General features: G+C 33.9%; 17 protein-coding genes. 8 read left to right on the top strand and 9 right to left on the bottom strand.

Annotated elements, in window-relative coordinates:
• Positions 1-75: 75 nt before the first annotated feature.
• Positions 76-450 carry a DUF779 domain-containing protein gene (locus OA85_RS03995; protein ID WP_039108196.1) on the top strand — a complete coding sequence of 125 codons (375 nt, stop codon included), beginning with the start codon at positions 76-78 and terminating at the stop codon, positions 448-450.
• Positions 451-452: 2 nt separating this feature from the next.
• On the opposite strand, the gene OA85_RS03990 is transcribed toward OA85_RS03995, so the two are convergent.
• The 7 genes from OA85_RS03990 to recG all read right to left on the bottom strand — a co-directional run bounded on the left by OA85_RS03990 (position 453) and on the right by recG (position 11710).
• Positions 453-1379 (bottom strand): AraC family transcriptional regulator, encoded by a 927-nt coding sequence (locus tag OA85_RS03990; protein ID WP_052257136.1) that lies wholly within the window; start codon positions 1377-1379, stop codon positions 453-455.
• Between the two features lie 243 nt (positions 1380-1622).
• Positions 1623-2576, bottom strand: coding sequence for a hypothetical protein (locus OA85_RS03985; RefSeq protein ID WP_039108195.1), 954 nt, complete (start codon positions 2574-2576; stop codon positions 1623-1625).
• Positions 2577-2839: 263 nt separating this feature from the next.
• Entirely contained in the window at positions 2840-3703 is an 864-nt protein-coding gene (locus OA85_RS03980; RefSeq protein ID WP_039108194.1) for a bestrophin family protein, read from the bottom strand.
• 28 nt (positions 3704-3731) lie between these two features.
• Positions 3732-4985 (bottom strand): TolC family protein, encoded by a 1254-nt coding sequence (locus OA85_RS03975; protein ID WP_231557074.1) that lies wholly within the window; start codon positions 4983-4985, stop codon positions 3732-3734.
• 61 nt (positions 4986-5046) lie between these two features.
• On the bottom strand, positions 5047-8142 hold the full coding sequence (locus tag OA85_RS03970) for an efflux RND transporter permease subunit (RefSeq protein ID WP_039108193.1): 3096 nt from the start codon (positions 8140-8142) through the stop codon (positions 5047-5049).
• Between the two features lie 91 nt (positions 8143-8233).
• Positions 8234-9295, bottom strand: coding sequence for an efflux RND transporter periplasmic adaptor subunit (locus OA85_RS03965; RefSeq protein ID WP_039108192.1), 1062 nt, complete (start codon positions 9293-9295; stop codon positions 8234-8236).
• A gap of 306 nt (positions 9296-9601) precedes the next feature.
• Positions 9602-11710, bottom strand: a complete 2109-nt coding sequence (recG, locus tag OA85_RS03960) for an ATP-dependent DNA helicase RecG (RefSeq protein ID WP_039108191.1) — start codon at positions 11708-11710, stop codon at positions 9602-9604.
• 155 nt (positions 11711-11865) lie between these two features.
• Between recG and OA85_RS03955 the strand changes: the two genes are divergently transcribed.
• The 4 genes from OA85_RS03955 (at position 11866) to OA85_RS03940 (ending at position 15371) form a co-directional block, all read left to right on the top strand.
• Complete coding sequence (locus OA85_RS03955; RefSeq protein WP_039108190.1) at positions 11866-12309, top strand: DUF2059 domain-containing protein; 444 nt, start codon at positions 11866-11868, stop codon at positions 12307-12309.
• 153 nt (positions 12310-12462) lie between these two features.
• On the top strand, positions 12463-13008 hold the full coding sequence (locus OA85_RS03950; RefSeq protein WP_039108189.1) for a DUF1697 domain-containing protein: 546 nt from the start codon (positions 12463-12465) through the stop codon (positions 13006-13008).
• A 208-nt stretch (positions 13009-13216) separates the two neighbouring features.
• Positions 13217-13639, top strand: a complete 423-nt coding sequence (locus OA85_RS03945) for a hypothetical protein (protein ID WP_039108188.1) — start codon at positions 13217-13219, stop codon at positions 13637-13639.
• 247 nt (positions 13640-13886) lie between these two features.
• Complete coding sequence (locus tag OA85_RS03940) at positions 13887-15371, top strand: aminopeptidase P N-terminal domain-containing protein (protein ID WP_039108187.1); 1485 nt, start codon at positions 13887-13889, stop codon at positions 15369-15371.
• A gap of 71 nt (positions 15372-15442) precedes the next feature.
• On the opposite strand, the gene OA85_RS03935 is transcribed toward OA85_RS03940, so the two are convergent.
• Positions 15443-16180: a diphthine--ammonia ligase gene (locus OA85_RS03935; protein WP_039109343.1), complete on the bottom strand. Its 738-nt coding sequence runs from the start codon at positions 16178-16180 to the stop codon at positions 15443-15445.
• Between the two features lie 104 nt (positions 16181-16284).
• Here OA85_RS03935 and OA85_RS03930 point away from each other — a divergent pair, with 104 nt between their 5' ends.
• Positions 16285-18348, top strand: a complete 2064-nt coding sequence (locus OA85_RS03930; protein ID WP_039108186.1) for a M1 family metallopeptidase — start codon at positions 16285-16287, stop codon at positions 18346-18348.
• 159 nt (positions 18349-18507) lie between these two features.
• Here the strand turns inward: OA85_RS03930 and OA85_RS03925 are convergent, their stop codons facing one another.
• The gene (locus OA85_RS03925) at positions 18508-19029 is read right to left on the bottom strand and encodes a hypothetical protein (protein ID WP_039108185.1); all 522 of its coding nucleotides are present in this window, start codon (positions 19027-19029) and stop codon (positions 18508-18510) included.
• A 131-nt stretch (positions 19030-19160) separates the two neighbouring features.
• Here OA85_RS03925 and OA85_RS03920 point away from each other — a divergent pair, with 131 nt between their 5' ends.
• Positions 19161-19928: a TSUP family transporter gene (locus tag OA85_RS03920; RefSeq protein WP_039109342.1), complete on the top strand. Its 768-nt coding sequence runs from the start codon at positions 19161-19163 to the stop codon at positions 19926-19928.
• 118 nt (positions 19929-20046) lie between these two features.
• Complete coding sequence (locus OA85_RS03915; RefSeq protein ID WP_039108184.1) at positions 20047-22383, top strand: ATP-dependent helicase; 2337 nt, start codon at positions 20047-20049, stop codon at positions 22381-22383.
• Positions 22384-22406: the final 23 nt, after the last annotated feature.

The raw sequence follows: 22406 nt of genomic DNA, 5'->3' as shown, positions 1-22406 counted from the left end.
TAGTTGCAGATTATTGGTTAATCGTAAACCTGACAGATTGTATAATTTGTCAGGTTTTATTTTAAAAGAAAAAAGATGATAAAAAGAATTGATGCCACAGAAAAAGCAATAGAATTAATTAAAATATTGCAGGAAAAACATGGAGACTTGATGTTTTATCAAGCGGGTGGATGTTGCGAGGGAACACAACCACAATGTTTTGAAAAAGGTGGATTCTATCAGAGAATGGGCGATGTATGCATTGGAATAATAGAAAACACTGAATTCTGGGTGGATAAGGATTTATTCGAATATTGGAAGCATGCTCATTTTACTTTGGATGTAATTGATGCATTTGGGGTAGGAGGGTTTTCCTTGGAAACACCGTTAAAAAAAACATTCCGAATTGAATATCGAATTTTTACACCAGAAGAAGAAAAATCGCTTGAACCTTTGAAATATATTGAATAAATCTAGTTTATTATATATAACAATTGATATTGTTTAGGGGTAATTCCTTCATATTTTTTAAACAACCGAATAAAGTAATTAGAATCTTCAAAACCAGATAAATAGCAAACTTCATTGATTTGTATCGTAGGGTTTTTAAGCAATTGTTTGGCGCATCTTATCTTTTCGCTGATTACAAATTCTATTGGACTCATTCCTAATTCTCTTTTGAAAAGCCTGTAGAAAGAAGCGGTGCTCATACATGCTTTTTCACTCAAATGTTTCATACTGATGTTTTCCTTCAAATTCAATCGGATGAATTCTACCACCTGGGTAATAGGATTTTTTGGGTCAATAAACAAACCGTCATCAATTGCTTTTGCAGTTTGCGTTTGAATAATTCGAATCAATAATTCCTGTAAAGTCAAATCGGCCAAAGCATCTTTGGTAATCGAAGTGCTCATGCATTCTTTTATCAATTTGTTTATGGTTGTTGCCAGCTCTACATTGTTGTAAAAAAAATAGTTTTGATAGTTCAATTGCCAGAATTGGGAATTGCCTTCTTTTGGATACCGTTCGTTTAAAAATTGCAGTGTATCGGTAATTTTAGTTTGGTCTATCGCCAAAGCCAAACACTGCGTAGGATTACTTTTTGTAGCCTCAGGAAAATCGATTTTCATTTCCACATTCGAAGGAATAACAACTGTTTCTCCTGGTAAATAATCAAAGCTTGGGTCGTCAAAAAGATGCATTACTTTTTTACCTCTTAGCATGCTTGTTACGACCAAATCATTAAACTTCAAAGGAACTAAAGCTGAAGATTCATAGGTTTCGAAAAGGTTTAATTCACAATGATTTAGTGAGTAAACAGTTCTATTTTCTACTAATGTTTTTAACGATTTCTCGTTTGATAAATGCGGTGGATTTATAAAAGCACGATTGTTATTCATAGTTTCAAACTTAATAAGGACAAAGTTTAAATTTAATGAAAATAAATGATTTTTTTAATTCTCAATCATATTTTTATTCTTCAAAATAATTAAAAGAAAATCCAATACGATTATAAAAGGTATTAACTAATTTGACAAAATTATGTCAAAATAAAATTTTTAATTGCTAATAAAAAAGGCTTTCCTTATCGGAAAACCTCTTTTCAAAATGAATCTATAATTAAGGAAAATAGAATTTTTTAATTAATTACAGTGATTTACATCAATGTATTCTCCTATTTTAGCTCCAGCTGCAATAACCTGAGCTTTAGTATAACCTCCTGATGAAGCAGGAAGATTGAAATATTGGTATGTTGGTGCATTAACTGTTACAACTGTTGTAAATATATTAATTCCGTTAAAATAGGCGTCAATGATGGCAGCATCAGTAGCAACTTCACTTTCAGCACCACTCAAGCGTACAGCACCAAGTTGGAAAAATCCGTTCATAGTTTGATCTCCACCGCGACCACGGTCAATAAACCAAGCAGTATTACCTTGTGTCTGTGTATAATTGATTCCTCCAATAGTAAGTCCGTTTACCCATAAAGCACTTGCTCCATTATTATCAGCTCCATTAGCAAAGAAATACCCTTGTGAAAAAGAGCAACGTTCTTCTTTTGGACAACCGGGAGCGGCAATTACACCTTGGTTACAAGACGTTCCTGCTTTAAGCCAAGCAGCTCCAGTGGTAAAAATTTCGTAACCACGATCAAATTTCAACACTAATGTCCAACCTGTTGTTGAAGCTGGAACATTAGCAAACTTTACAAAGTTGTCTGTAGTAGCTTGTGGGTTACAAGTTGTTCCAGAACCTTCTGTAGGTGATAAGTCTGCAGGGTTACCATTAACAGTAGCCCAAAGGATATCGCCAAAAGTTGCACTATTAATTCCACAATTTTTAAGGTCAATAATAAAATGGCTTAAATTTTTAGAATTTGCTTTTACACGAGTAATATTGTAAGTCCACACAGAACCATCTGCACTTACAGAAACAGCAATGTTATAATCTCCCCAGTTGCTGGTTGAAGCAGCAGCTTTAGCAGTTAATGCAGAATTATTATTAGTAGTAATAGCTTGGCTATCAACAGCAACTTGCTCATTGTTGCAGCTTAACGCAATTAAAGTAACAAAAAGGATTAAAATAATTTTTTTCATTTAAAATAGTTTAGTTATTAATAATATTTAAGTTTTTGTAAATATTATCATATAGTTTATATATAAAAAATAAACCCGTTTAAATGTTTTTTTAAACGTTTAACTACTTTTTTATAGTTTTTATTTTTAGATTGTGTGAATTATGCTGCTAAAAATGCAATATAAGTTCAGTTTTAAGAGTGTTATTTAATAAAATTTAGGGAAAACAACGAAGAATCTATTTTTTAATAGTTTACATTTTGTAAAGTGTTTATGAAAACGAATTAAATTAATTCTTCTACATGTTTCTTTATGTTTTCGGCAATTTTATGAGTAGGTAAATCATTTTCATCTGTTCCAAAAGGATCTTCGATTTCCTCTGCGATTAACTCTAAACTAGCCAATACATAAAATATAAAAACAACAACAGGTGCCACATAATAACCAAGGCTGAAAGAATAGCCAAAAGGTAAAGTCATCACGTAAAAGAAGATGAATTTTTTGATAAAAGCACTGTAAGAGTAAGGTATAGGCGTGTTTTTTATTCTTTCACAAGCACCGCAAATTTCAGTAAAAGATAATACTTCAGCATTTAAAATAATCAATTGATCACCGGTTATTTTCTTTGAAGTATATAAATCATTGATTTTTTGAAATAGCATTTTTGCTACCTGATTGGGTTTGTGTTTGTGATGGTCAATTTCTAAATCTACATCATCAAATAGTTGTTTACTGGTATCTGCATCATTCAAATGTTTGTGCAAAATGGAAGCATAACTCGGAATCATTTTTCTAAAATAATTCCGATCTTTTTCATCCTGTAAGATTACTGATAATTTTATGGCAAAATTCCGGCTGTTATTGACTAAACTTCCCCACATTTTACGTCCTTCCCACCAACGGTCATAGGCAGTATTGGTTCTGAAAACTAACAATAACGAAATTACAAAACCCAACATTCCGTGCATGATGGTAATATTCTTCACGTAGCTATTGTCTGCTAATTGCCAATATTCAACTTCTAAATATCCAATAATTCCAGAATAAGCACCTATGGCTAGCATTATTGGAAATAAGGTTCTAAATGTATCTGCTTTATGGAAACGAAAGATAAAAGTAAACCAGTCTTTTGTATTGTATGAAATCATTTAGGCTAAAATTTTATTCAAATTTAAATTAAAAACTGAGATTTCCAGCTAATTCTTTCAGAGCAATTTCAGATAATTTAGCTTGAAATTGAGCATTGCTGTAACGTACTTTTGCATTTACATAATTTAATTGTGCTGTTCTGAATTCTAAAGTGGTTATCGTTCCAATTCGGAATTTATCCAATGTGATATTTAGATTTTGTTTTGCAATAGCTTCATTTTTTTCTTCTAAAGTTATCAGTTCTAAATTTGTCAAATAGGTTTGATAGGAAGTTGCTAACTGTGAATTTAGCGCCAAATTTTGTTGATCAATTGCTATTTTTGAATTATCAATTTGAATTTTACTGATTTTTTCGTTTCGGTTTTGTGCAAATCCATCAAATAAATTCAATGAGGCACTAAAACCATAATTCAATCCTCTGGCAGAAGATTGTGTGGTAAAACCAAGACTGGATTGACTATCAGAAAAATTATAGCCGGTATTTAGTTTTACGGTTGGATAACGCGCTGCTTTTATTTGTTTCAATTGCAATTCTGAAACTCTTTTATTAATGATTTGGGCTTCTAATTGCGGGTTTTGTTTTTCTGCCAAAGCGCTTAATTCAGGAAGCAATAATTTATTGTCAACAACAATTCTATAAACCACTTTAAAATCAATTTTAGCATCTCTGGCAAGTATTTGATTCAATAGAATTTTAGTATTGGCTAATAATTCTTTTTGTCTCAACAGTGTAACTTTATCCGTGTTTAAATCCACTTGTGCATTTAAAACTTCCAGTTTTGATGCTTTTCCAATTGTAAATCGGTTTTGTGCCAAAGTCAATCGCTGATTTGAAATGACTATTGTTGAGTCTAAAGCGGATAATTGCTGTTGTTGTTGTACCAAATCAAAATAGGTCGCATTGACATCACTTATTTTGGTAATTATAGTAAGTTTTAACTGGGCTTCACCCAATTTTTGCAACTCTTTTAATTGGTCCATTTTTGCAAACATTTTTAATCCGTCAAAAACAGTCCAATCTAAACCTACGCCATAAGTCAAACTATTATTTTTGGCATTATCCAGTTTATTAACGGTGCCATCTGATCGCGTTTGTGAAATGTTTTGAATACCATTATTGTCTACAATAGTAGCTGTTGCTTTTGGCAACATTCCCGCATTTCCTGAACTTACGTTGGCTTTGTCAATTAATAGATTGTTCGATGCAATTTTGATTTCATAATTGTTTTCCAATGCAATTTTTACGGCATCTTCAACAGTTAAAACTTCTTGAGCATTCATTTTTAAAATGCAAAAGAAAAATAAAATCAAGCTTTTAAATATATTTTTTGAATTTGTCATGTTACTTACTTTCTTTTTCATATTCTTCGATGTGATCAAATTCGGGATAATGTTTTCTGGCTTTCGACCACATTAAATACATGGCTGGAATTACAAATAATGTTAAAACCAAAGAGAAAATAGTTCCGCCAACAATAACGACTCCCATTCCAATTCTACTCGTTGAAGCAGCACCAAGCGACATCGCAATAGGTAAAGCCCCTAATGAAATGGCTAAACTGGTCATTAAAATTGGACGAAGTCTGGCTTCTGAAGCTTCTAAAATTGCATCAATTTTAGATTTCCCCTGTTCTCGTAGCTGATTCGCAAATTCTACTATCAGAATTCCGTTCTTGGTTACCAAACCAATTAACATTACGGTCCCAATTTGGCTAAAAATATTCCAGGTTTGGTTGAATAGCCATAAAGAAAATAATGCTCCGGCAACGGCCATTGGTACTGTTAAAATGATAATAAACGGATCAATGAAGCTTTCAAATTGGGCAGCCAAAATTAAAAATATCAATAGTAAAGCCAATCCAAATGCAAAAGAAGTATTTGAACTACTTTCTACATAATCTCTTGACTCACCACCTAAATCAGTGGTGAAAGTGTCGTCTAAAACTTTGGCTTTTATTTCATTCATGGCATCAATACCATCGCTGATACTTTTGCCTGGAGCAAGACCTGCAGAAACCGTAGCTGACATGTATCTATTATTGTGATACAATTGTGGGGGATTACTTTTCTCTTCAATGGTTACCACATTGTCCATTTGAATCAATTCCCCCTTATTGTTCTTGACATACATTGAGGTTAAATCCAATGGTTTTGAACGGTCTTCTTGATTAAACTGTCCAATGACTTGATATTGCTTTCCATTTCTCATAAAGTAACCAAAACGTTGACCACTTAAAGAAAGCTGCAGGGTTTGTGCAATATCAATCACAGATATTCCTAAACTCTCTGCTTTTTCTCTGTTGATACTTACATTAACTTCTGGTTTATTGAATTTTAAATTTACATCACTTACTGCAAAAGTTGGATTCTTACCCACTTCGTCCATAAATATTGGAATTTTTGCTCTTAATTTCTCAAAGTTTGGAGCTTGAATGATGTATTGAATCGGTAATCCTCCTCGTCTGTTTACAGCGATTGTAGGTTGCTCAATTACCGAGGTTTTTGCATCAGGATATTGTTTGGACCATTTGGTCAATTTTTCTGCTATCTCTTTCTGAGAATCTTTTCTTTCGTTAGGTTCTACCAAAGAAACCCGAATAAATCCACTATTCACAGATGAGGATCCAAATCCAGGTGAAGTAATCACTAAACTCACTTTTTTTCCAGGAATGGAATCATCTACTAATTTTGACATTTCCTGCATGAAACGATCGGTATATTCATAGGTAGATCCTTCAGGAGTTGACATTCGCATTACAAATCCACTACGGTCATCATAAGGGGCAGTTTCTTTTTGCAAAATATTAAAAAACAAATAAATCAGTCCAAAACAAGCAATCAAAATAGGAAAACTCAACCATTTTCTTTTCATGAAACGCTGTAAAGCACTAGCGTAACTACTGTTTAGTTTTTCAAAATACGGTTCTGTACGAATATAGAATTTTGATTTTTTTTGTTCGCCACCTTTCATCAAATAGGCATTCAACATAGGGGTTAAGGTCAATGATACAAATGCTGAAATTAGCACTGCAGCACCAATAACCACACCGAATTCCCTAAACAACCGCCCAACAAAGCCTTCGAGGAAAATTACAGGTAAAAATACAGCGGCTAAGGTTATCGAAATCGAAATTACCGCAAAAAATATTTCATTGGATCCTTTTATTGCTGCTTCTATAGGCGTCATGCCTTCTTCTACTTTCTTGAAAATATTTTCGGTTACCACAATTCCATCATCGACCACAAGACCAGTAGCAAGGACAATCGCCAGTAAAGTCAATACATTTATCGAAAACCCAAAAAGCCACATAATAAAGAATGTTGCTATCAACGAAACGGGAATATCAATTAAAGGTCTGAAAGCAATAGCCCAATCTCTAAAGAATAAATAGATAATTAAAATTACCAAAATGATAGAAATCCCTAAGGTTTCGGCAACTTCAATAACTGATTTTTTTACAAATATGGTATTGTCGATGGCGATGTTTAACTTAATATCTTTAGGTAAGTCTTTTTTTAATTTTGCGAATTCTTTATAAAAAGCGGCAGAGATATCTAAATAATTAGCTCCGGGAAGTGGCACAATAGCCACACCAACTAAAGGCGTACCTGATTGTGTCATTTGAGTTTCGGTATTTTCAGGACCTAAACTTGCAGTTCCAATATCACTTAAGCGAATTACTTTTTCACCAACTGAACGTATAATGATGTTGTTGAATTCTTCAGGCTTGGATAGATTACCAACGGTTTTAACCGTAAGTTCCGTGTTTTTTCCGGTCAGTTTTCCTGAAGGGAGTTCCACGTTTTGTTTATTCAACGCATCTCGAACATCCGAAATCGTACAGCCATAAGACGCTAATTTAATAGGGTCAATCCACAAGCGCATTGCGTATCGTTTTTGCCCCCAAATTTGGACACCACTTACCCCTGGAATTGTTTCTAATCGTTGTGAAATTACATTTTCGGCATAATCACTCAGTTCCAATGCATTTCGGGTATCACTTTGTACCGTCATCGAAATAATGGCATCTCCATTGGCATCAGCCTTAGAAACAACTGGTGGAGCATCAATATCTTGTGGTAAGCTTCTCACGGCTTGTGACACTTTATCACGCACATCATTGGCAGCTTCTTCCAGATTTTTATCTAAATTAAATTCGATTGTGATATTACTGCTTCCTTGGGCACTCGAAGAAGTAACGTTTCTGATTCCGTCAATCGAGTTAATGGCTTTTTCGAGCGGTTCAGTAATTTGGGATTCAATGATATCTGAATTGGCTCCGGCATAGTTTGTCCGAATCGAAATTTGGGCCGGGTCAATCGAAGGAAATTCACGAACTCCCAGAAAACTATATCCAATAAGACCAAATAATACAATTGCTAAATTAATGACAATGGTAAATACTGGCCTTCTTATACTTGTGGTAGATAAACTCATTTTTTGAATTATATATTAGTAACTATGAATTAGGAATTGTTGCTTCTTAACTATGATTTATATTTTAGGCAATAAATCATAATTTATTAACTCATAACTTAACTTTTACCTTAACAGGAATTTCATCTTTTAATGACATTACAGCACTTGTCAAAACGGTATCTCCAGCTTTCAAGCCTGAAAGAACTAGAATAGAAGCATCGGTTCTTGTTGCGGTTTCTATCATTACTTCTTTAGCTTTTCCATTACTTGAGATGAAAACTTTTTTCCCGTTTTGTACCGGAATAATGGCTTCTGAAGGAACTACAATGGCGTCTTTAATAATATCCAAAGGCAATTCAACATTCGCAAATGTTCCCGGTAATAATTTACCGTTTTTGTTTTCTGCAATTGCTCGAACTTGTAATGTTCTTGTTGCTACTTCAACTCCTGGCTCGATGGCATAAATTTTAGCAGTATATTTTTCAGGAGAACCTGAAACAGTAAAAGTTAATTGCGTATTTGTTTTTACTTGAGATGCATATTTCTCAGGAATCGAAAAAGTAATTTTTAGTTTACCAATATTTACCAATTTAGCTACTAGAATAGTTGGTGTGATATACGTTCCAGGCGAAATAGAACGCAGTCCTATTTTTCCTGAAAATGGTGCTCTTACGGATGTTTTTGATATTTGTGCTTTTATCAGTTGACTTTGCGATTGTGCCGATTTTAAATCTGCTCTGGCAACATCATATTCTTCTTGACTAATGGCCTCTTTTTGTAATAATAATTTGGCTCTTCTTTCGTTTTCGGATGCTAAACCTTCTTTTGTGGTCATTTGTCTCAATTGCGCTCTTAGCTCAATATCATTCACTTTAAAAAGTACTTGTCCTTTGCTGACATTACTGCCTTCCTGAAAATAAATACCTTCAACAATACCAGAAACTTCACTTCTGATTTCTACTTGTTCATTTGCTTCAATAGATCCAGAAAGGGATAGGTTGTTATCAAAAGTTTGCGTCTTAACAACAATCCCACTTACGTTCATGGGTTTGTCTTTCCCGTTTTTATCTTTTGAGTTATCATTTTTGGAAATGTTTGTTGTAATTCGATAGGCAATAAAACCACCAATTCCAACAAGCAGTAAGGTGTAAACAAGGTATTTTAGTTTCATATTTTATGGTATAAAGTAGGATTAAGTGTCAGTTTTTTTGTTAAAAAACAAATTTAGGTTATAGAACTGAGATTAGTGGATTTGTTAATTTTTATTTAACGTTTGTACATACAAATATTAATATTAACAAAAAATAGTATTCTGAAATTAAAAGAAATACCCACAATGCAATTGAAAGTAGGACTTTTAAAAGATGAAATGGTTTAATCAGTAATTGAAAAAAGAAACATTTTTTGGAGAATTAATTCAGTGAATAGGAATTAATGATGGTTTTAAACATTTAAGAAATAGGTGTCCTATATTGACTTAACTAATATAATTCCAAATGTTTTTCTTTTTGGTCATTTCTATGAAAATAACTCTTAAAGCAGCATGTTCTGGTTTTTGCATTCCAGCATCCTCTTTAAGTAATTTTAAAGCATAATTTCTGGCTAATGCCAAAGTATCTCTGTCTCTTACTAAATCGGCAATTTGAAGATTTAAAACACCACTTTGTTGCGTCCCCATTAAATCGCCAGGACCACGAAGTTTAAGGTCTACTTCGGCAATTTCGAAACCATCATTGGTTTGCACCATCGTTTCCATTCGGGTTTTACTATCGGAACTCAATTTATGGCTCGTCATCAGGATGCAATAACTTTGCTCGGCGCCACGTCCTACGCGACCCCGAAGTTGATGCAGTTGCGATAATCCAAAACGTTCCGCACTTTCGATAATCATCACACTGGCGTTAGGAACATTCACTCCGACTTCAATTACTGTAGTTGCGACCATAATATTCGTTTTTCCTTCCGAAAAGCGCTTCATTTCAGCATCTTTATCCGCCGGTTTCATTTTTCCGTGCAAGATTGAAATAGAATATTGCGGTAATGGAAAATCTCTGGAAATACTTTCGTAACCATCCATTAAATCTTTGAAATCCATTTTCTCAGATTCCTGAATTAATGGATAAACAATATAGATTTGGCGGCCCAAAGCAATTTCGTCCCGCAGGAATTTCCAAACCTTCAATCTATTGCTGTCAAAGCGGTGAACGGTTTGAATGGGTTTTCGCCCCGGTGGTAATTCATCAATTACTGAAATGTCTAAATCGCCATACAAACTCATCGCTAAAGTTCTGGGAATAGGAGTAGCAGTCATCACCAAAACGTGTGGCGGAATCGCATTCTTCTTCCACAATTTAGAGCGTTGTTCTACACCAAAACGGTGTTGTTCATCAATCACGGCCAAGCCTAAATTCTTGAATTTTACCTTATCTTCCAGTAAAGCATGCGTTCCGATGAGAATATGTAAAGTACCGTTTTCCAGCTCTTCATGGATAATTCTGCGTTGTGCTATTTTGGTAGAGCCTGTTAGGATTCGGATGTTTATATGTAGAGTTTCGGCTAATTCGGATAAACCAATAAAATGCTGATTAGCGAGGATTTCCGTGGGCGCCATCAAGCACGCTTGGAAACCATTATCGAGTGCCAAAAGCATGCTCATAAAAGCCACAATTGTTTTTCCGGAACCTACATCGCCTTGCAGTAATCGGTTCATTTGGGCATTGCTGCCCATGTCAGTTCGTATTTCTTTGATGACTCTTTTTTGGGCATTAGTCAATTGAAAAGGCAAATGATGCTGATAAAAATCATTGAAATATTCGCCCACTGTGGTAAACGGATGTCCTTTTATTTTATGTTTCCTGATGAGATTTTTCGTGATTAATTGCAGTTGAATAAAGAACAATTCTTCGAAAATTAATCGGAATTTGGCTTTAGCCAAAACGTCTGCGCTTTTTGGAAAATGAATGTTGAATAAAGCCGCTTTTTTAGGAATAAGTTTCAATTCATTAATCAAATAATCCGGTAAGGTTTCCGTAAATAAAGCCTGCGTTTCCAAAAACAATTGTTGCATCAGTTTATTAATCACCCGATTTGAAATCCCGCGATTTGTCAAAGTTTCTGTAGAAGGATAAACGGGTTGCATAGCCGAACGTAGGCTTTGTTCGTGTTCGCTCATCAACTCAATTTCCGGATGCGCCATGTTGAAAGCGTTCCCAAAAGAAGTGCATTTCCCAAAAATCACACATATTTCATTGAGCTTTAAACTCTCTCGAATCCATTTGTGCCCTTGAAACCAAACAAGTTCCATTTGACCCGTATCATCTACAAAAGTCGCCACCAATCGTTTTTGGTTTCTGCCAAATTCAACGGTTTTGATGTTGATGATTTTACCGATAATCTGAACTTCGGCAATATTGTTTTGCAGTTCGTTAATCTTATAATACCGTGTTCTATCTATGTATCTGTTTGGAAAAAAATTAACCAAATCCACATACTTATGAATTCCCAATTCCTTACGCAACAATTCACCCCGATTGGGACCAACGCCTTTGAGGTATTCGATAGGTGTGAGTAGGAGGTTTTGCTGCATACTGCGAAGATAGTTTTTTGTTTGGAAATTTGGAAATGGGATTGTTTAGAATTGGAGTAGGAAAATTTGTATATTTGAGAAATGAATTATATTATTCATTTGATATGTTTTTATTTAAACATATTACTGATCCTAATTATAAATATAATAATTAAATGAAACGATTTTCAATTACACTATTTTTATGTGGGCTTCTCACAAGCGGATTTTCACAATCTTCATCAAAAACAGATAATATTAAAAACCTTCTTGAATTAACTGGCTCTGGAAAATTAGGAGTCCAAGTTGGACAAAATATGATTAATAGCTTTAAAAAAAGTTATCCTAATGTACCCGTTGAATTTTGGGATGATTTTTTAAAAGAAATGAATTCTGACACTCTAATAAATTTGATTATTCCAATTTATGACAAATATTATACTGAATCGGAAATAAAACAACTAACGGAATTTTATCAGTCCTCTTTAGGAAAGAAAGTAATATCTACAATGCCGTTAGTTGTAAAAGAATCAATGCAAGTTGGACAAACTTGGGGAAAAGAGATTGGAGAAAAAGTTTTTAGTGATTTAAAGGAAAAAGGATTTGCGCCAAAAGAATAATCACAGTCGTCTAATCCTCGCTCTAAGTGTTTATCAATGTTCTAAGATTTCTTTATTTAAAATTAATAGTTTATAATAAAATAATGAGATACTAAACTAAAGTTTTAAATTCCCTCCAAACACAATATCTTCGCAAAATAAAAAGCTTAAATAATGACAACTCATCTCGCATTGCTACGTGGTATAAACGTTTCTGGTCACAACATGATAAAAATGGAGGCGCTAAAAACGACTTTGGAAGCCATTGGTTTTCAAAATGTGCAAACGTATATACAATCGGGAAATGTTTTTGTGGATACAGAAGAAGAAAGCCCTGCTAAAGTTGGTTTTCTAATCAAGCAGGAAATTTTCAAGGTTTTTGGACATGAAGTGCCTATTGTGGTAATTGCCAAAGAAGATTTGGAAGCGTGTTTCAAGAATAATCCTTTTTTGAAGGAAAAGGATATCGATATTAAAAAATTATACGTGGCGTTTATTTCTACAGCTTTGCAAAGCACTAGTATCAATGATTTGAAAATTAGTCAATTCAAGCCGGATGAAGCTAGTATTGATGGTAGCAGAATATTTATTAAATACGCTGTTGGAGCCGGAAAAACCAGATTTGATCAAAAATACATCGAGAAAAAACTAAATGTTACGGCAACTATCCGAAACTGGAATACGGTGACGCAATTGTTGCAACTGTACGAGGAAAGATAAAACAAAGCACTTCACAGGTAAAAAAATAAGCCGCAGATTCCCTGATTTTTTTATAAACAGAGAATCTGCGGCTATTCATTTATACATGGTAACGAACCAATAAATAATATCAATTTTAACCCTTTTTGACTTTAGAAAAAAATAAATATAATTTAACGCAACCTTTTATAATTATTGTCATCTAACTAATAGTTGAAAAAACCGATACATGAAACATTTTGTCATTCTTGTTGCTTTCCTTTCCATTTTTAATTCCTGTTCAAAGGATGCTGTAGTAAATGATAGTATGGGTTATTATGGAAAATGGACTTTGGTAAAAATGTCGGGTTCTATGGCTAATTCCGAAACGACAGGCACAGCTATGGAATGGCAAGAATTTTATTTATTCAACACTAACGGAACATTTACAAAATCAAGAGAAAGAAATGCAATTAAAACAACCATTTCAGGAACTTATGTTACTTCAATTCATTCGGACGGAATGTATTTAGAATTGACATATCCTAATGACAGTGAGATTATAGGCAGCTGCTATGGAAATCAAAAAGAGATGCTTTATTTTACGGATAACAACAACTTATCAAATACTTGGAAAAGCTGTGATGGTCCCGGATTAGAATACAAAAAGTAAATTATAAGTGCAGGTTACAACATTTTTCATAAGATTTGGTTAGGGTTAATTCTAGGATTATGTGGCACTTCTGAAAAGAGTACTCGAAGTTTTTTAACTTTTGTGTGCTCTTTTTCTTTTTTTAGACTAAAATAACAAACAATTCTGAATGAAAAAGTTATATAATAAACACAAAATTATTTACATTTACTCCTAATTAACAATACAGAAGCGTAGCTGTAGTATTTAAAACCTAACTTATAAACAGATGACTTTTAGACTTTCTTTTATCCTCACAGTACTTTTTGTCTGTACTTCGATTGCTCAAAATGGAACTCCAAACGATTACTTATCGGCTCAATTTCACAAAGAACGAAGAGAGGCTTTGCGTAAAAAAATGCCAAATAATAGTGTGGCAGTATTTTTTGGAAATCCTGTTCGCAACCGAGCTAATGATGTTGATTATGTGTACCATCAAGATCCTGATTTTTATTACTTAACAGGATACAAAGAGCCCAATTGTGTTTTGGTTGTTTTTTCGAATAATCAAACAGATAAAGACGGAAAAACCTATAATGAAATGCTTTACGTTCAGGAAAAAAATCCAAAAGCGGAGCAATGGACCGGAATACGTTTGGGAACGGAAGGCGCTAAAAAGGATTTAGGTTTTGAGGTCGCTTTAAATGGAAAAGATTTTCTGAATTCCGGGATTGATTACATGAGTTTCAACAATGTGTTGTTTAAGGAATTTGAAAATGACACCAGAAATTCAAAACGGGATAAAGCCGATTTATACAAATTGATTGAAGCTTTTAAAACACAAATTGGATATGATGTAAAAACAGAAAAACAAGCCGATTCTAATTTACAAAATGAAATTAATCCTAAAAAGAGCATTACTTCAAAAAAAGCCTCTACTGATACCAAATCGATTACAACTTTTATGGCGAGTTTACGTGAGAAAAAATCCAAAGAGGAAATGGTTTTACTTACCAAGGCGGTTCGAATTTCGGCAATGGGACAACGTGAAATAATGAAAGCGATGCATCCTGGAATGTCTGAAAGCGAAATACAAGGTGTACATGAATTTGTATATAAAAAGTATGGTTGCGAGTTTGAAGGTTATCCATCAATCGTGGGAGCCGGAAATAATGGCTGTGTATTGCATTATATTGAAAATAGCAAAATGAAAGTGGAAAATGATTTGGTTCTAATGGATTTAGGAGCTGAATATCACGGGTACAGTGCGGATGTTACCCGAACTATTCCTGCTAATGGAAAATTCTCTACTGAGCAAAAGCTAATTTATGATTTGGTTTATGATGCTCAAGAAGCAGGAATTGCTACTGCAAAAATAGGAAACAGCATCAGTGCTCCTGATGTGGCGGCACGTAAAATAATCAGTGATGGTTTAGTTAAATTAGGAATTATTAAAGCAGCAGATGAATCTAGAAAGTATTTCCCACATGGAACTTCCCATCACATTGGATTAGATGTGCATGATCCAGGTTTGTATAATAATTTTGAAGAAAATATGGTACTCACAGTAGAACCCGGAATTTATATCCCTAACGGAAGCGATTGCGATAAAAAATGGTGGGGAATCGCTGTGCGAATAGAAGATGATATTTTGATTACGTCTAATGGGCCAGTAAATTTATCTGGGGAAGCACCTAGAAAATCAAATGAAATTGAAGCGCTTATGAAAGAAAAAAGTATTTTTGATAGTTTTTCTTTACCAAAATTGGATTAAAAACCTTCTTTAGAATTATCTAAAAAATTAAAACTCCGTTGTCTCATGACTTCGGAGTTTTTTATTGAAAATTATTTTGCTACTAAATCACAATACCAAAATCCAAAATCATATGCATCGGAAGCACTCGTGTCACAAGCGGTATTCGATGAATCTTGTTCTTTTGGCTTTTCGTATTTTCTGTATACGACTTCTCCAATTTCGAAATCTATGGGTTTGGAGAAAATTGGGCCGTCAAAAGTGAACGTATGAAACTCACCATTTTCACCACAAACATCTACGTTTTCTGGTAAATCGTTGATAAAATCCTGATCGATAACGCGACCTACAAAGCTTTTATCTAAAAATCGTTCGTTGACACAAACGACGATGGTTTTGAAACCCAGACTTATAAATTCTTGAATCAAATCTTGGGTTGGAATTTTCCAAAGCGGGAAAACGCCTTCGAAGCCTATTTCGGCTAATTTGTCTTCTCGGTATTTGCGCAAATCTTCCAGAAATATATCTCCAAAAATAGAATGTATAACGCCTTGATTTTTTAGTTTTGCCAATGTTTCCTGCATGACTTTTTCATAGACTTCCATTGTGGGCATTTCAGGAATTTGCATGATTTCAAGTGGCAATCCAATACTTTTGGCTTGTTGTTCCAATAATTCTACCCGAACGCCATGCATGGAAATGCGTTGGAATTGTTGGTTTACACTTGTAAGCAAACAGGTAATTTCGAATTCTGAATTTTGTAATGTTTTGTATAAGGCAAGCGCAGAATCTTTTCCGCTACTCCAATTAAATAGGGCTTTCTTTTTCAATGGGATTTTCTTGAGGTTTTCTGGGGGTAAACTTACAAAATTTGTACTATTAGTTTGGTAAACCTTTGTAACTTTGAAAACCTTAGTTTTAATCTTTGTAATCAATGAAATACCTTTTTCTTTTACTATCTACAATAACATTCGCCAAACAAACTCAATTTGTTGATTTTAAATTGGTTCATGGGCAAATAACAATTAATCCTAAAGATAAATCGGTTAGAGGAGCAGTTAGTTATTGGTTTGATGTTTTAAAAGCAACAGATACCATTAAAATTGACGCGCAAAATATGGATTTTTCTGATGTAGAATTGAATCAAAAAGAAATTCAATTTACTACAAATGGAAAGCAAATTTTACTGATTTCGTCCTTCAAAAAAGGAACAAATAATATTAGTTTTAATTATGTTGCTAAGCCAAAGCAAGCCTTGTATTTCGTTGGTTCTGAAGAGAATGATAATGTGCAAATTTGGACGCAGGGACAAGGAAAAAACACCAGCAATTGGTTTCCAAGTTTTGATGATGTCAAAGAGAAAGTAATCTTTAATTTAGAAGTTGTTGTTGATTCAAAATATCAAGTGATTTCTAACGGGATTTTAAAAAGTAAAGTAAATAATAATTCGATGACGTATTGGAAATTCAATATGCAAAAACCGATGAGCTCTTATTTACTGATGCTTGCTATCGGGAAATTTGAAAAACAAACACAGAAATCAAAATCGGGAATTCCTTTAGAAATGTACTATGAATCCAAAGACAAATTTAAATTTGAACCGACGTATCGGTATTCAAAGCAGTTATTTGATTTTTTGGAAAAAGAAATAGGAGTAAAGTACTCTTGGGGAATATACAAACAAGCTCCCGTTCGTGATTTTTTGTATGCCGGAATGGAAAATACTTCGGCAACTTTATTCTCCACCCGATATGTTGTAGATTCAACAGGTTTTGAAGACCGAAACTATACGAATGTCAATGCACATGAATTGGCGCACCAATGGTTTGGTAATTTAGTCACTGCCGAAAGTAGTAAGCATCATTGGCTTCAGGAAGGTTTTTCAACCTATTATGCGCTATTAGCCGAAAAGGAAATTTACGGTGAAGATTATTTTTATTCCAAATTATATGAATCGGCGCAACAATTAAAGTTTGCTTCCACAACAGATACAATTCCAGTTTTGAATGCCAAAGCCAGTTCGTTGACTTTCTATCAAAAAGGAGCTTGGGCATTATTTGTTTTGCATGATGCAATAGGAGACAAAGCATTTAAAAAAGCGGTAAAATCCTATTTGAAAAAACATTCATTTCAAACGGTAAACACGCATGATTTTTTTGCTGAAATTAAAAAAGTATCTGATTATGACTTGAATAATTTTAGTAAAGCATGGCTTGAAACAACTGTTTTTAATACACAACAGGCTAACGTTTTATTAAATAAAAATAAGGTAATTAAAATATTGTTTGAAATAGAAAAATTAAAAAATAAACCCTTACCAGAGAAAGAAGATTTTTTTATTAAAACAGTACAATCGGATGTGTATTTTTTAGTAAAAGAAGCAATTGTTAATCAATTGAAACCAGAAAAATTTGAAGACAAAGTCACCCTTTTAACGTTGGCTTTGGAAACCAAAAACGTACAAGTTCGTCAAGCGGTTGCGGCTACAGTAAATGAAATTCCTGAAAATTTTAGAGCGCAATATGTAACTTTATTGGATGATAAATCCTATCAAACACAAGAAATAGCATTATATAATTTATGGAATAATTTTCCGGAACAACGCGCTCGATATTTGGATAAATCAAAAGATTGGATCGGTTTTAGTGATTATAACTTGCGAACATTATGGTTGTCGTTAGCATTGTCAACACCCAATTATTCAATAAATAAAGAACAATTGGTTGATGAATTAATTAATTATTCATCGTCTAATTTTGAAGCAACCATTCGTCAAGATGCTTTAGAAAAACTGCTTGCTTTTAATATTATCAATGATGAAGTATTGCAAAATTTGGTGAAAGCTACAACGCATCACATGTGGCAGTTTTCGAAATTTGGAAGAGATAACATTAGAAGGTTATTGAAGAATACTACAATGAGAGTTTCTTTCGAAAGGATTATGCCGAATTTAAATGAAAGCGAACAATTTCAATTGAATCGGTTATTGAAAGAATAAAGGTTTAGATCTATTAAACATAGATTTTTTTAACTTAAATGAACTTATATTCCTTACATGGTTATAAATACTAACCATGTAAGGAATATAAGTTCATTTAAGAAATTGTTTTATTATTGAATTTTGTTGGAGTAAAACAAAATAGATGGTGCTACTATCCTACCACAATTGTCCCACTTCGTTTTTGATATACGCCAAAGCCGCATTACTTGGAGATTGTTTTTCCATTAAATCATTCAAAAGCACTTCACGCAATTTATCAGCGCTATCCACACGGTCACTCATATTGGCCTTACGAATCATTTGAATAGTAGTATTTTTTGCTGTCACAATAATGGTCCAACATTCATCAGACATATAAATTTGTTGTGTCAAATTATGCTCAAATTCCTGTTCGATTTGTGCAATTATAAGATTTTCATACTCATTTTTATCTTGTGAAAGAGGAGCAATTCGAATCAATAATTTTGTAGGATTGATACGTTCCATATACAATGTCATGCGTTCAAATGCTTGCAACCGTAAAGGTAAAGCATTCTTTTGTGCTTCTTTGTGTAATAAATAACGGCGTCTTCCTTCTTCGTTTTTAGTATGAAGATCAAAAAAATAATAGGCCACAACCCCTGTAACAACTGCTGGTAAAGTATAACTTAGTAATTCTATTATAGGTAATGATTCCATTTTGCTTTTAATATTTATTAAAGCAAAAATATACTTTTTTGACTACAAATCAACTTGATTTTATTAGCAATAAATCAATTCGAGTAGTATTTTTACCATTTATACCTGAATATTTAATCTCGATTATTGGAATGGAAACGTACGTATTAGTTTTACTTTGTTTAGCTGCATTTGCTGCAGGATTTATAGATGCAATTGTTGGCGGTGGCGGACTGATACAAACGCCTATGGGGTTGATATTATTACCTAATTTGCCAGTTTCAACAGTTATTGGAACCTTAAAAGTTCCTGCTTTCAGCGGTACCTCTTTTGCGGCCTATCAATATCTTAAAAAGGTCGATATGAACTGGAAATTGCTAGGAATCATGATGCTTTTGGCTTTTCCTTCGGCATTTTTAGGTTCTACATTATTGACGTATGTGAGTAATGATTTTATGAAACCATTATTACTGGTTGTCCTTTCATTTTTAGTTGTTTATACCTACGCGAAGAAGAATTTTGGGCAACATGTTGAAAAAACGCATTCTCCCAGAACACAAATCTTAAATGCTATTGCAATCAGTTTTGTAGTGGGTTTATATGATGGGTTTATTGGTCCTGGAACGGGTAGTTTTCTAGTGGTTGCGTTTATCGCTATCATGGGATTTGATTTTTTACATGCTTCCGCAAATGCTAAAATGGTGAATCTGTCGACTAACTTTGGTTCCATTTGTCTGTTTATTTTGAAAGGCAAAATTATTTGGGCAATAGCCATACCGATGGCTGCCAGTAATGCTTTTGGCGGATGGACTGGAGCGAAACTAGCCATAAATAAAGGAAATAGTTTCATACGGATTTTCTTTTTGGTTGTTGTAATCGGTACATTATTTCGATTTGCCTACGATGTGTTTTTCAAATAAAAAATACAGAATGTCTTATTAAAACGAATAGCAAAATGAATTAGCCAATTGTTGTTTTTTGGTACTTAAAACCTCATTCAAAATCGCTATTTTTGCATAACATAATTTAAAAATTTCCATGCATAAATATATCGATCAACTTAACGAAGCGCAACGTGAGCCCGTTTTACAAAAAGACGGTCCTATGATAATTATTGCAGGAGCAGGTTCTGGTAAAACGCGGGTGTTGACCATAAGAATTGCCTATTTGATGAATCAGGGAGTAGATGCGTTTAGCATTTTATCTCTGACTTTTACCAACAAAGCAGCTCGAGAAATGAAAAAACGTATCTCTGATATTGTAGGTGCTGGCGAAGCCAAAAATCTTTGGATGGGAACCTTTCACTCGGTTTTTGCTAGAATTCTTCGTTCAGAAGCGGAACATTTAGGCTATCCTTCGAATTTTACCATATATGATTCCCAGGATTCACTTCGTGCAATTTCTGGAATTATTAAGGAAATGCAATTGGACCGAGATGTGTACAAACCAAAACAGGTTTTAAGCAGAATTTCCAATTTCAAAAATAGTTTGATTACAGTAAAAGCATATTTTAATGACCCTGATTTGCAAGAAGCCGATGCCATGTCTAAAAAACCTAGAATGGGGGAAATTTATCAGAATTATGTAGACCGATGTTTCAAAGCAGGAGCAATGGATTTTGATGATTTATTATTGAAAACTAATGAGTTGTTGACTCGTTTTCCGGAAGTTTTGGCTAAATATCAAAACCGTTTCCGTTACATATTGGTGGATGAGTACCAAGATACGAATCACTCCCAATATTTGATTGTTAGAGCATTGTCTGATAAATTTCAGAATATCTGTGTGGTAGGCGATGATGCACAAAGTATCTATGCCTTTCGTGGGGCAAACATCAACAATATCCTGAATTTTCAGAAAGATTATGAAGGGGTGAAAACCTTTAGATTGGAACAGAACTACCGTTCAACAAAAAATATTGTAGAAGCGGCAAATACCATCATCGATAAAAATAAAGTCAAGCTTGATAAAATTGTTTGGACAGCCAATGATTTTGGTCCAAAAATAAAAGTACACCGCAGTTTAACCGATAACGAGGAAGGCCGATTTGTTGCGAGTACCATTTGGGAGCAAAAAATGCAAAACCAGTTGAATAATGGCGCTTTTGCTATTTTGTATCGTACTAATGCACAATCTCGTGCGATGGAAGATGCGTTGAGAAAAAGAGATATTCCGTACCGAATTTACGGCGGACTTTCATTTTACCAAAGGAAAGAAGTGAAGGATGTATTGTGTTATTTACGATTGGTTATCAATCCAAAAGATGAAGAAGCATTAGTGCGAGTAATCAATTATCCAGCTCGTGGAATTGGTAATACTACTATCGAAAAATTAACCATTGCAGCCAATCATTACAAACGTTCCATTTTTGAAGTCATGCAAAATATTGAGCGAATTGACTTAAAACTGAATTCAGGAACGAAACAAAAATTACTTGATTTTGTTACTATGATTCAGAGTTTTCAAGCTATAAATGAAAATCAGGATGCTTTTTACATCACCGATCATGTTGCCAAGAAAACGGGATTAGTTCAGGAATTAAAGAAAGATGCAACTCCTGAGGGAATGGCTAAAATTCAGAATATTGAGGAATTATTAAACGGTATCAAGGATTTTACAGAAGGACAAAAAGAAGTTGATGGCTCACGTGGGGCACTATCTGAGTTTATGGAAGATGTTGCTTTGGCGACAGATTTAGATAAAGATACCAGTGATGAAGATCGTGTAGCATTGATGACGATTCACTTAGCCAAAGGATTGGAATTTCCTCATGTTTTCGTGGTAGGAATGGAAGAGGATTTATTTCCAAGTGCCATGAGTATGAGCACCAGAAGCGAACTGGAAGAAGAACGTCGCTTGTTTTATGTAGCTTTAACAAGAGCGGAACATCAAGCCTATTTGACGTACGCACAATCCCGTTACCGTTGGGGGAAATTAACTGATAGCGAACCTTCGCGTTTTATTGAGGAAATCGACAGTCAGTATTTAGAATATATAACTCCTCCTGAAAATAATTACCGTTATAAACCAATGATTGATAGTGATGTTTTTGGCGATGTGGATAAATCCAAATTGCGTTTGGCAAAACCAATAGGAAGTACACCTCCAAAACATGTTATCGATAACGAACCCAAATCGGATATAAATATTCGTAAATTGAAACCAGTTTCTAGTAATACTGCTTCTTCTGGAAGTGCGAATTTATTTGATAATAAATTGGTTGCAGGAAATGTGGTTATGCACGAACGCTTTGGGAAAGGACAAGTCGTCAACTTGGAAGGCGTAGGTGCTGATAAAAAAGCAGAAATCAAGTTTGAAGTGGGTGGAATAAAGAAATTATTATTGCGATTTGCAAAACTGGATATTATAGGATAAAATTTGTTTTTAAGTTTATGGTT

This window comes from Flavobacterium sp. AED, assembly GCF_000812945.1.
In the GTDB taxonomy this organism is placed as follows: Bacteria; Bacteroidota; Bacteroidia; order Flavobacteriales; family Flavobacteriaceae; genus Flavobacterium.
This window is presented reverse-complemented; position numbering and strand designations above follow the sequence as displayed.

What these genes read in the sequence shown, in the direction of transcription:
- OA85_RS03995 (WP_039108196.1), top strand. Translation starts at nt 76, where the DNA reads ATGATAAAAAGAATTGATGCCACAGAAAAAGCAATAGAATTAATTAAA.
- OA85_RS03990 (WP_052257136.1), bottom strand. Translation starts at nt 1,379, where the DNA reads ATGAATAACAATCGTGCTTTTATAAATCCACCGCATTTATCAAACGAG.
- OA85_RS03985 (WP_039108195.1), bottom strand. Translation starts at nt 2,576, where the DNA reads ATGAAAAAAATTATTTTAATCCTTTTTGTTACTTTAATTGCGTTAAGC.
- OA85_RS03980 (WP_039108194.1), bottom strand. Translation starts at nt 3,703, where the DNA reads ATGATTTCATACAATACAAAAGACTGGTTTACTTTTATCTTTCGTTTC.
- OA85_RS03975 (WP_231557074.1), bottom strand. Translation starts at nt 4,985, where the DNA reads ATGAATGCTCAAGAAGTTTTAACTGTTGAAGATGCCGTAAAAATTGCA.
- OA85_RS03970 (WP_039108193.1), bottom strand. Translation starts at nt 8,142, where the DNA reads ATGAGTTTATCTACCACAAGTATAAGAAGGCCAGTATTTACCATTGTC.
- OA85_RS03965 (WP_039108192.1), bottom strand. Translation starts at nt 9,295, where the DNA reads ATGAAACTAAAATACCTTGTTTACACCTTACTGCTTGTTGGAATTGGT.
- recG (WP_039108191.1), bottom strand. Translation starts at nt 11,710, where the DNA reads ATGCAGCAAAACCTCCTACTCACACCTATCGAATACCTCAAAGGCGTT.
- OA85_RS03955 (WP_039108190.1), top strand. Translation starts at nt 11,866, where the DNA reads ATGAAACGATTTTCAATTACACTATTTTTATGTGGGCTTCTCACAAGC.
- OA85_RS03950 (WP_039108189.1), top strand. Translation starts at nt 12,463, where the DNA reads ATGACAACTCATCTCGCATTGCTACGTGGTATAAACGTTTCTGGTCAC.
- OA85_RS03945 (WP_039108188.1), top strand. Translation starts at nt 13,217, where the DNA reads ATGAAACATTTTGTCATTCTTGTTGCTTTCCTTTCCATTTTTAATTCC.
- OA85_RS03940 (WP_039108187.1), top strand. Translation starts at nt 13,887, where the DNA reads ATGACTTTTAGACTTTCTTTTATCCTCACAGTACTTTTTGTCTGTACT.
- OA85_RS03930 (WP_039108186.1), top strand. Translation starts at nt 16,285, where the DNA reads ATGAAATACCTTTTTCTTTTACTATCTACAATAACATTCGCCAAACAA.
- OA85_RS03925 (WP_039108185.1), bottom strand. Translation starts at nt 19,029, where the DNA reads ATGGAATCATTACCTATAATAGAATTACTAAGTTATACTTTACCAGCA.
- OA85_RS03920 (WP_039109342.1), top strand. Translation starts at nt 19,161, where the DNA reads ATGGAAACGTACGTATTAGTTTTACTTTGTTTAGCTGCATTTGCTGCA.
- OA85_RS03915 (WP_039108184.1), top strand. Translation starts at nt 20,047, where the DNA reads ATGCATAAATATATCGATCAACTTAACGAAGCGCAACGTGAGCCCGTT.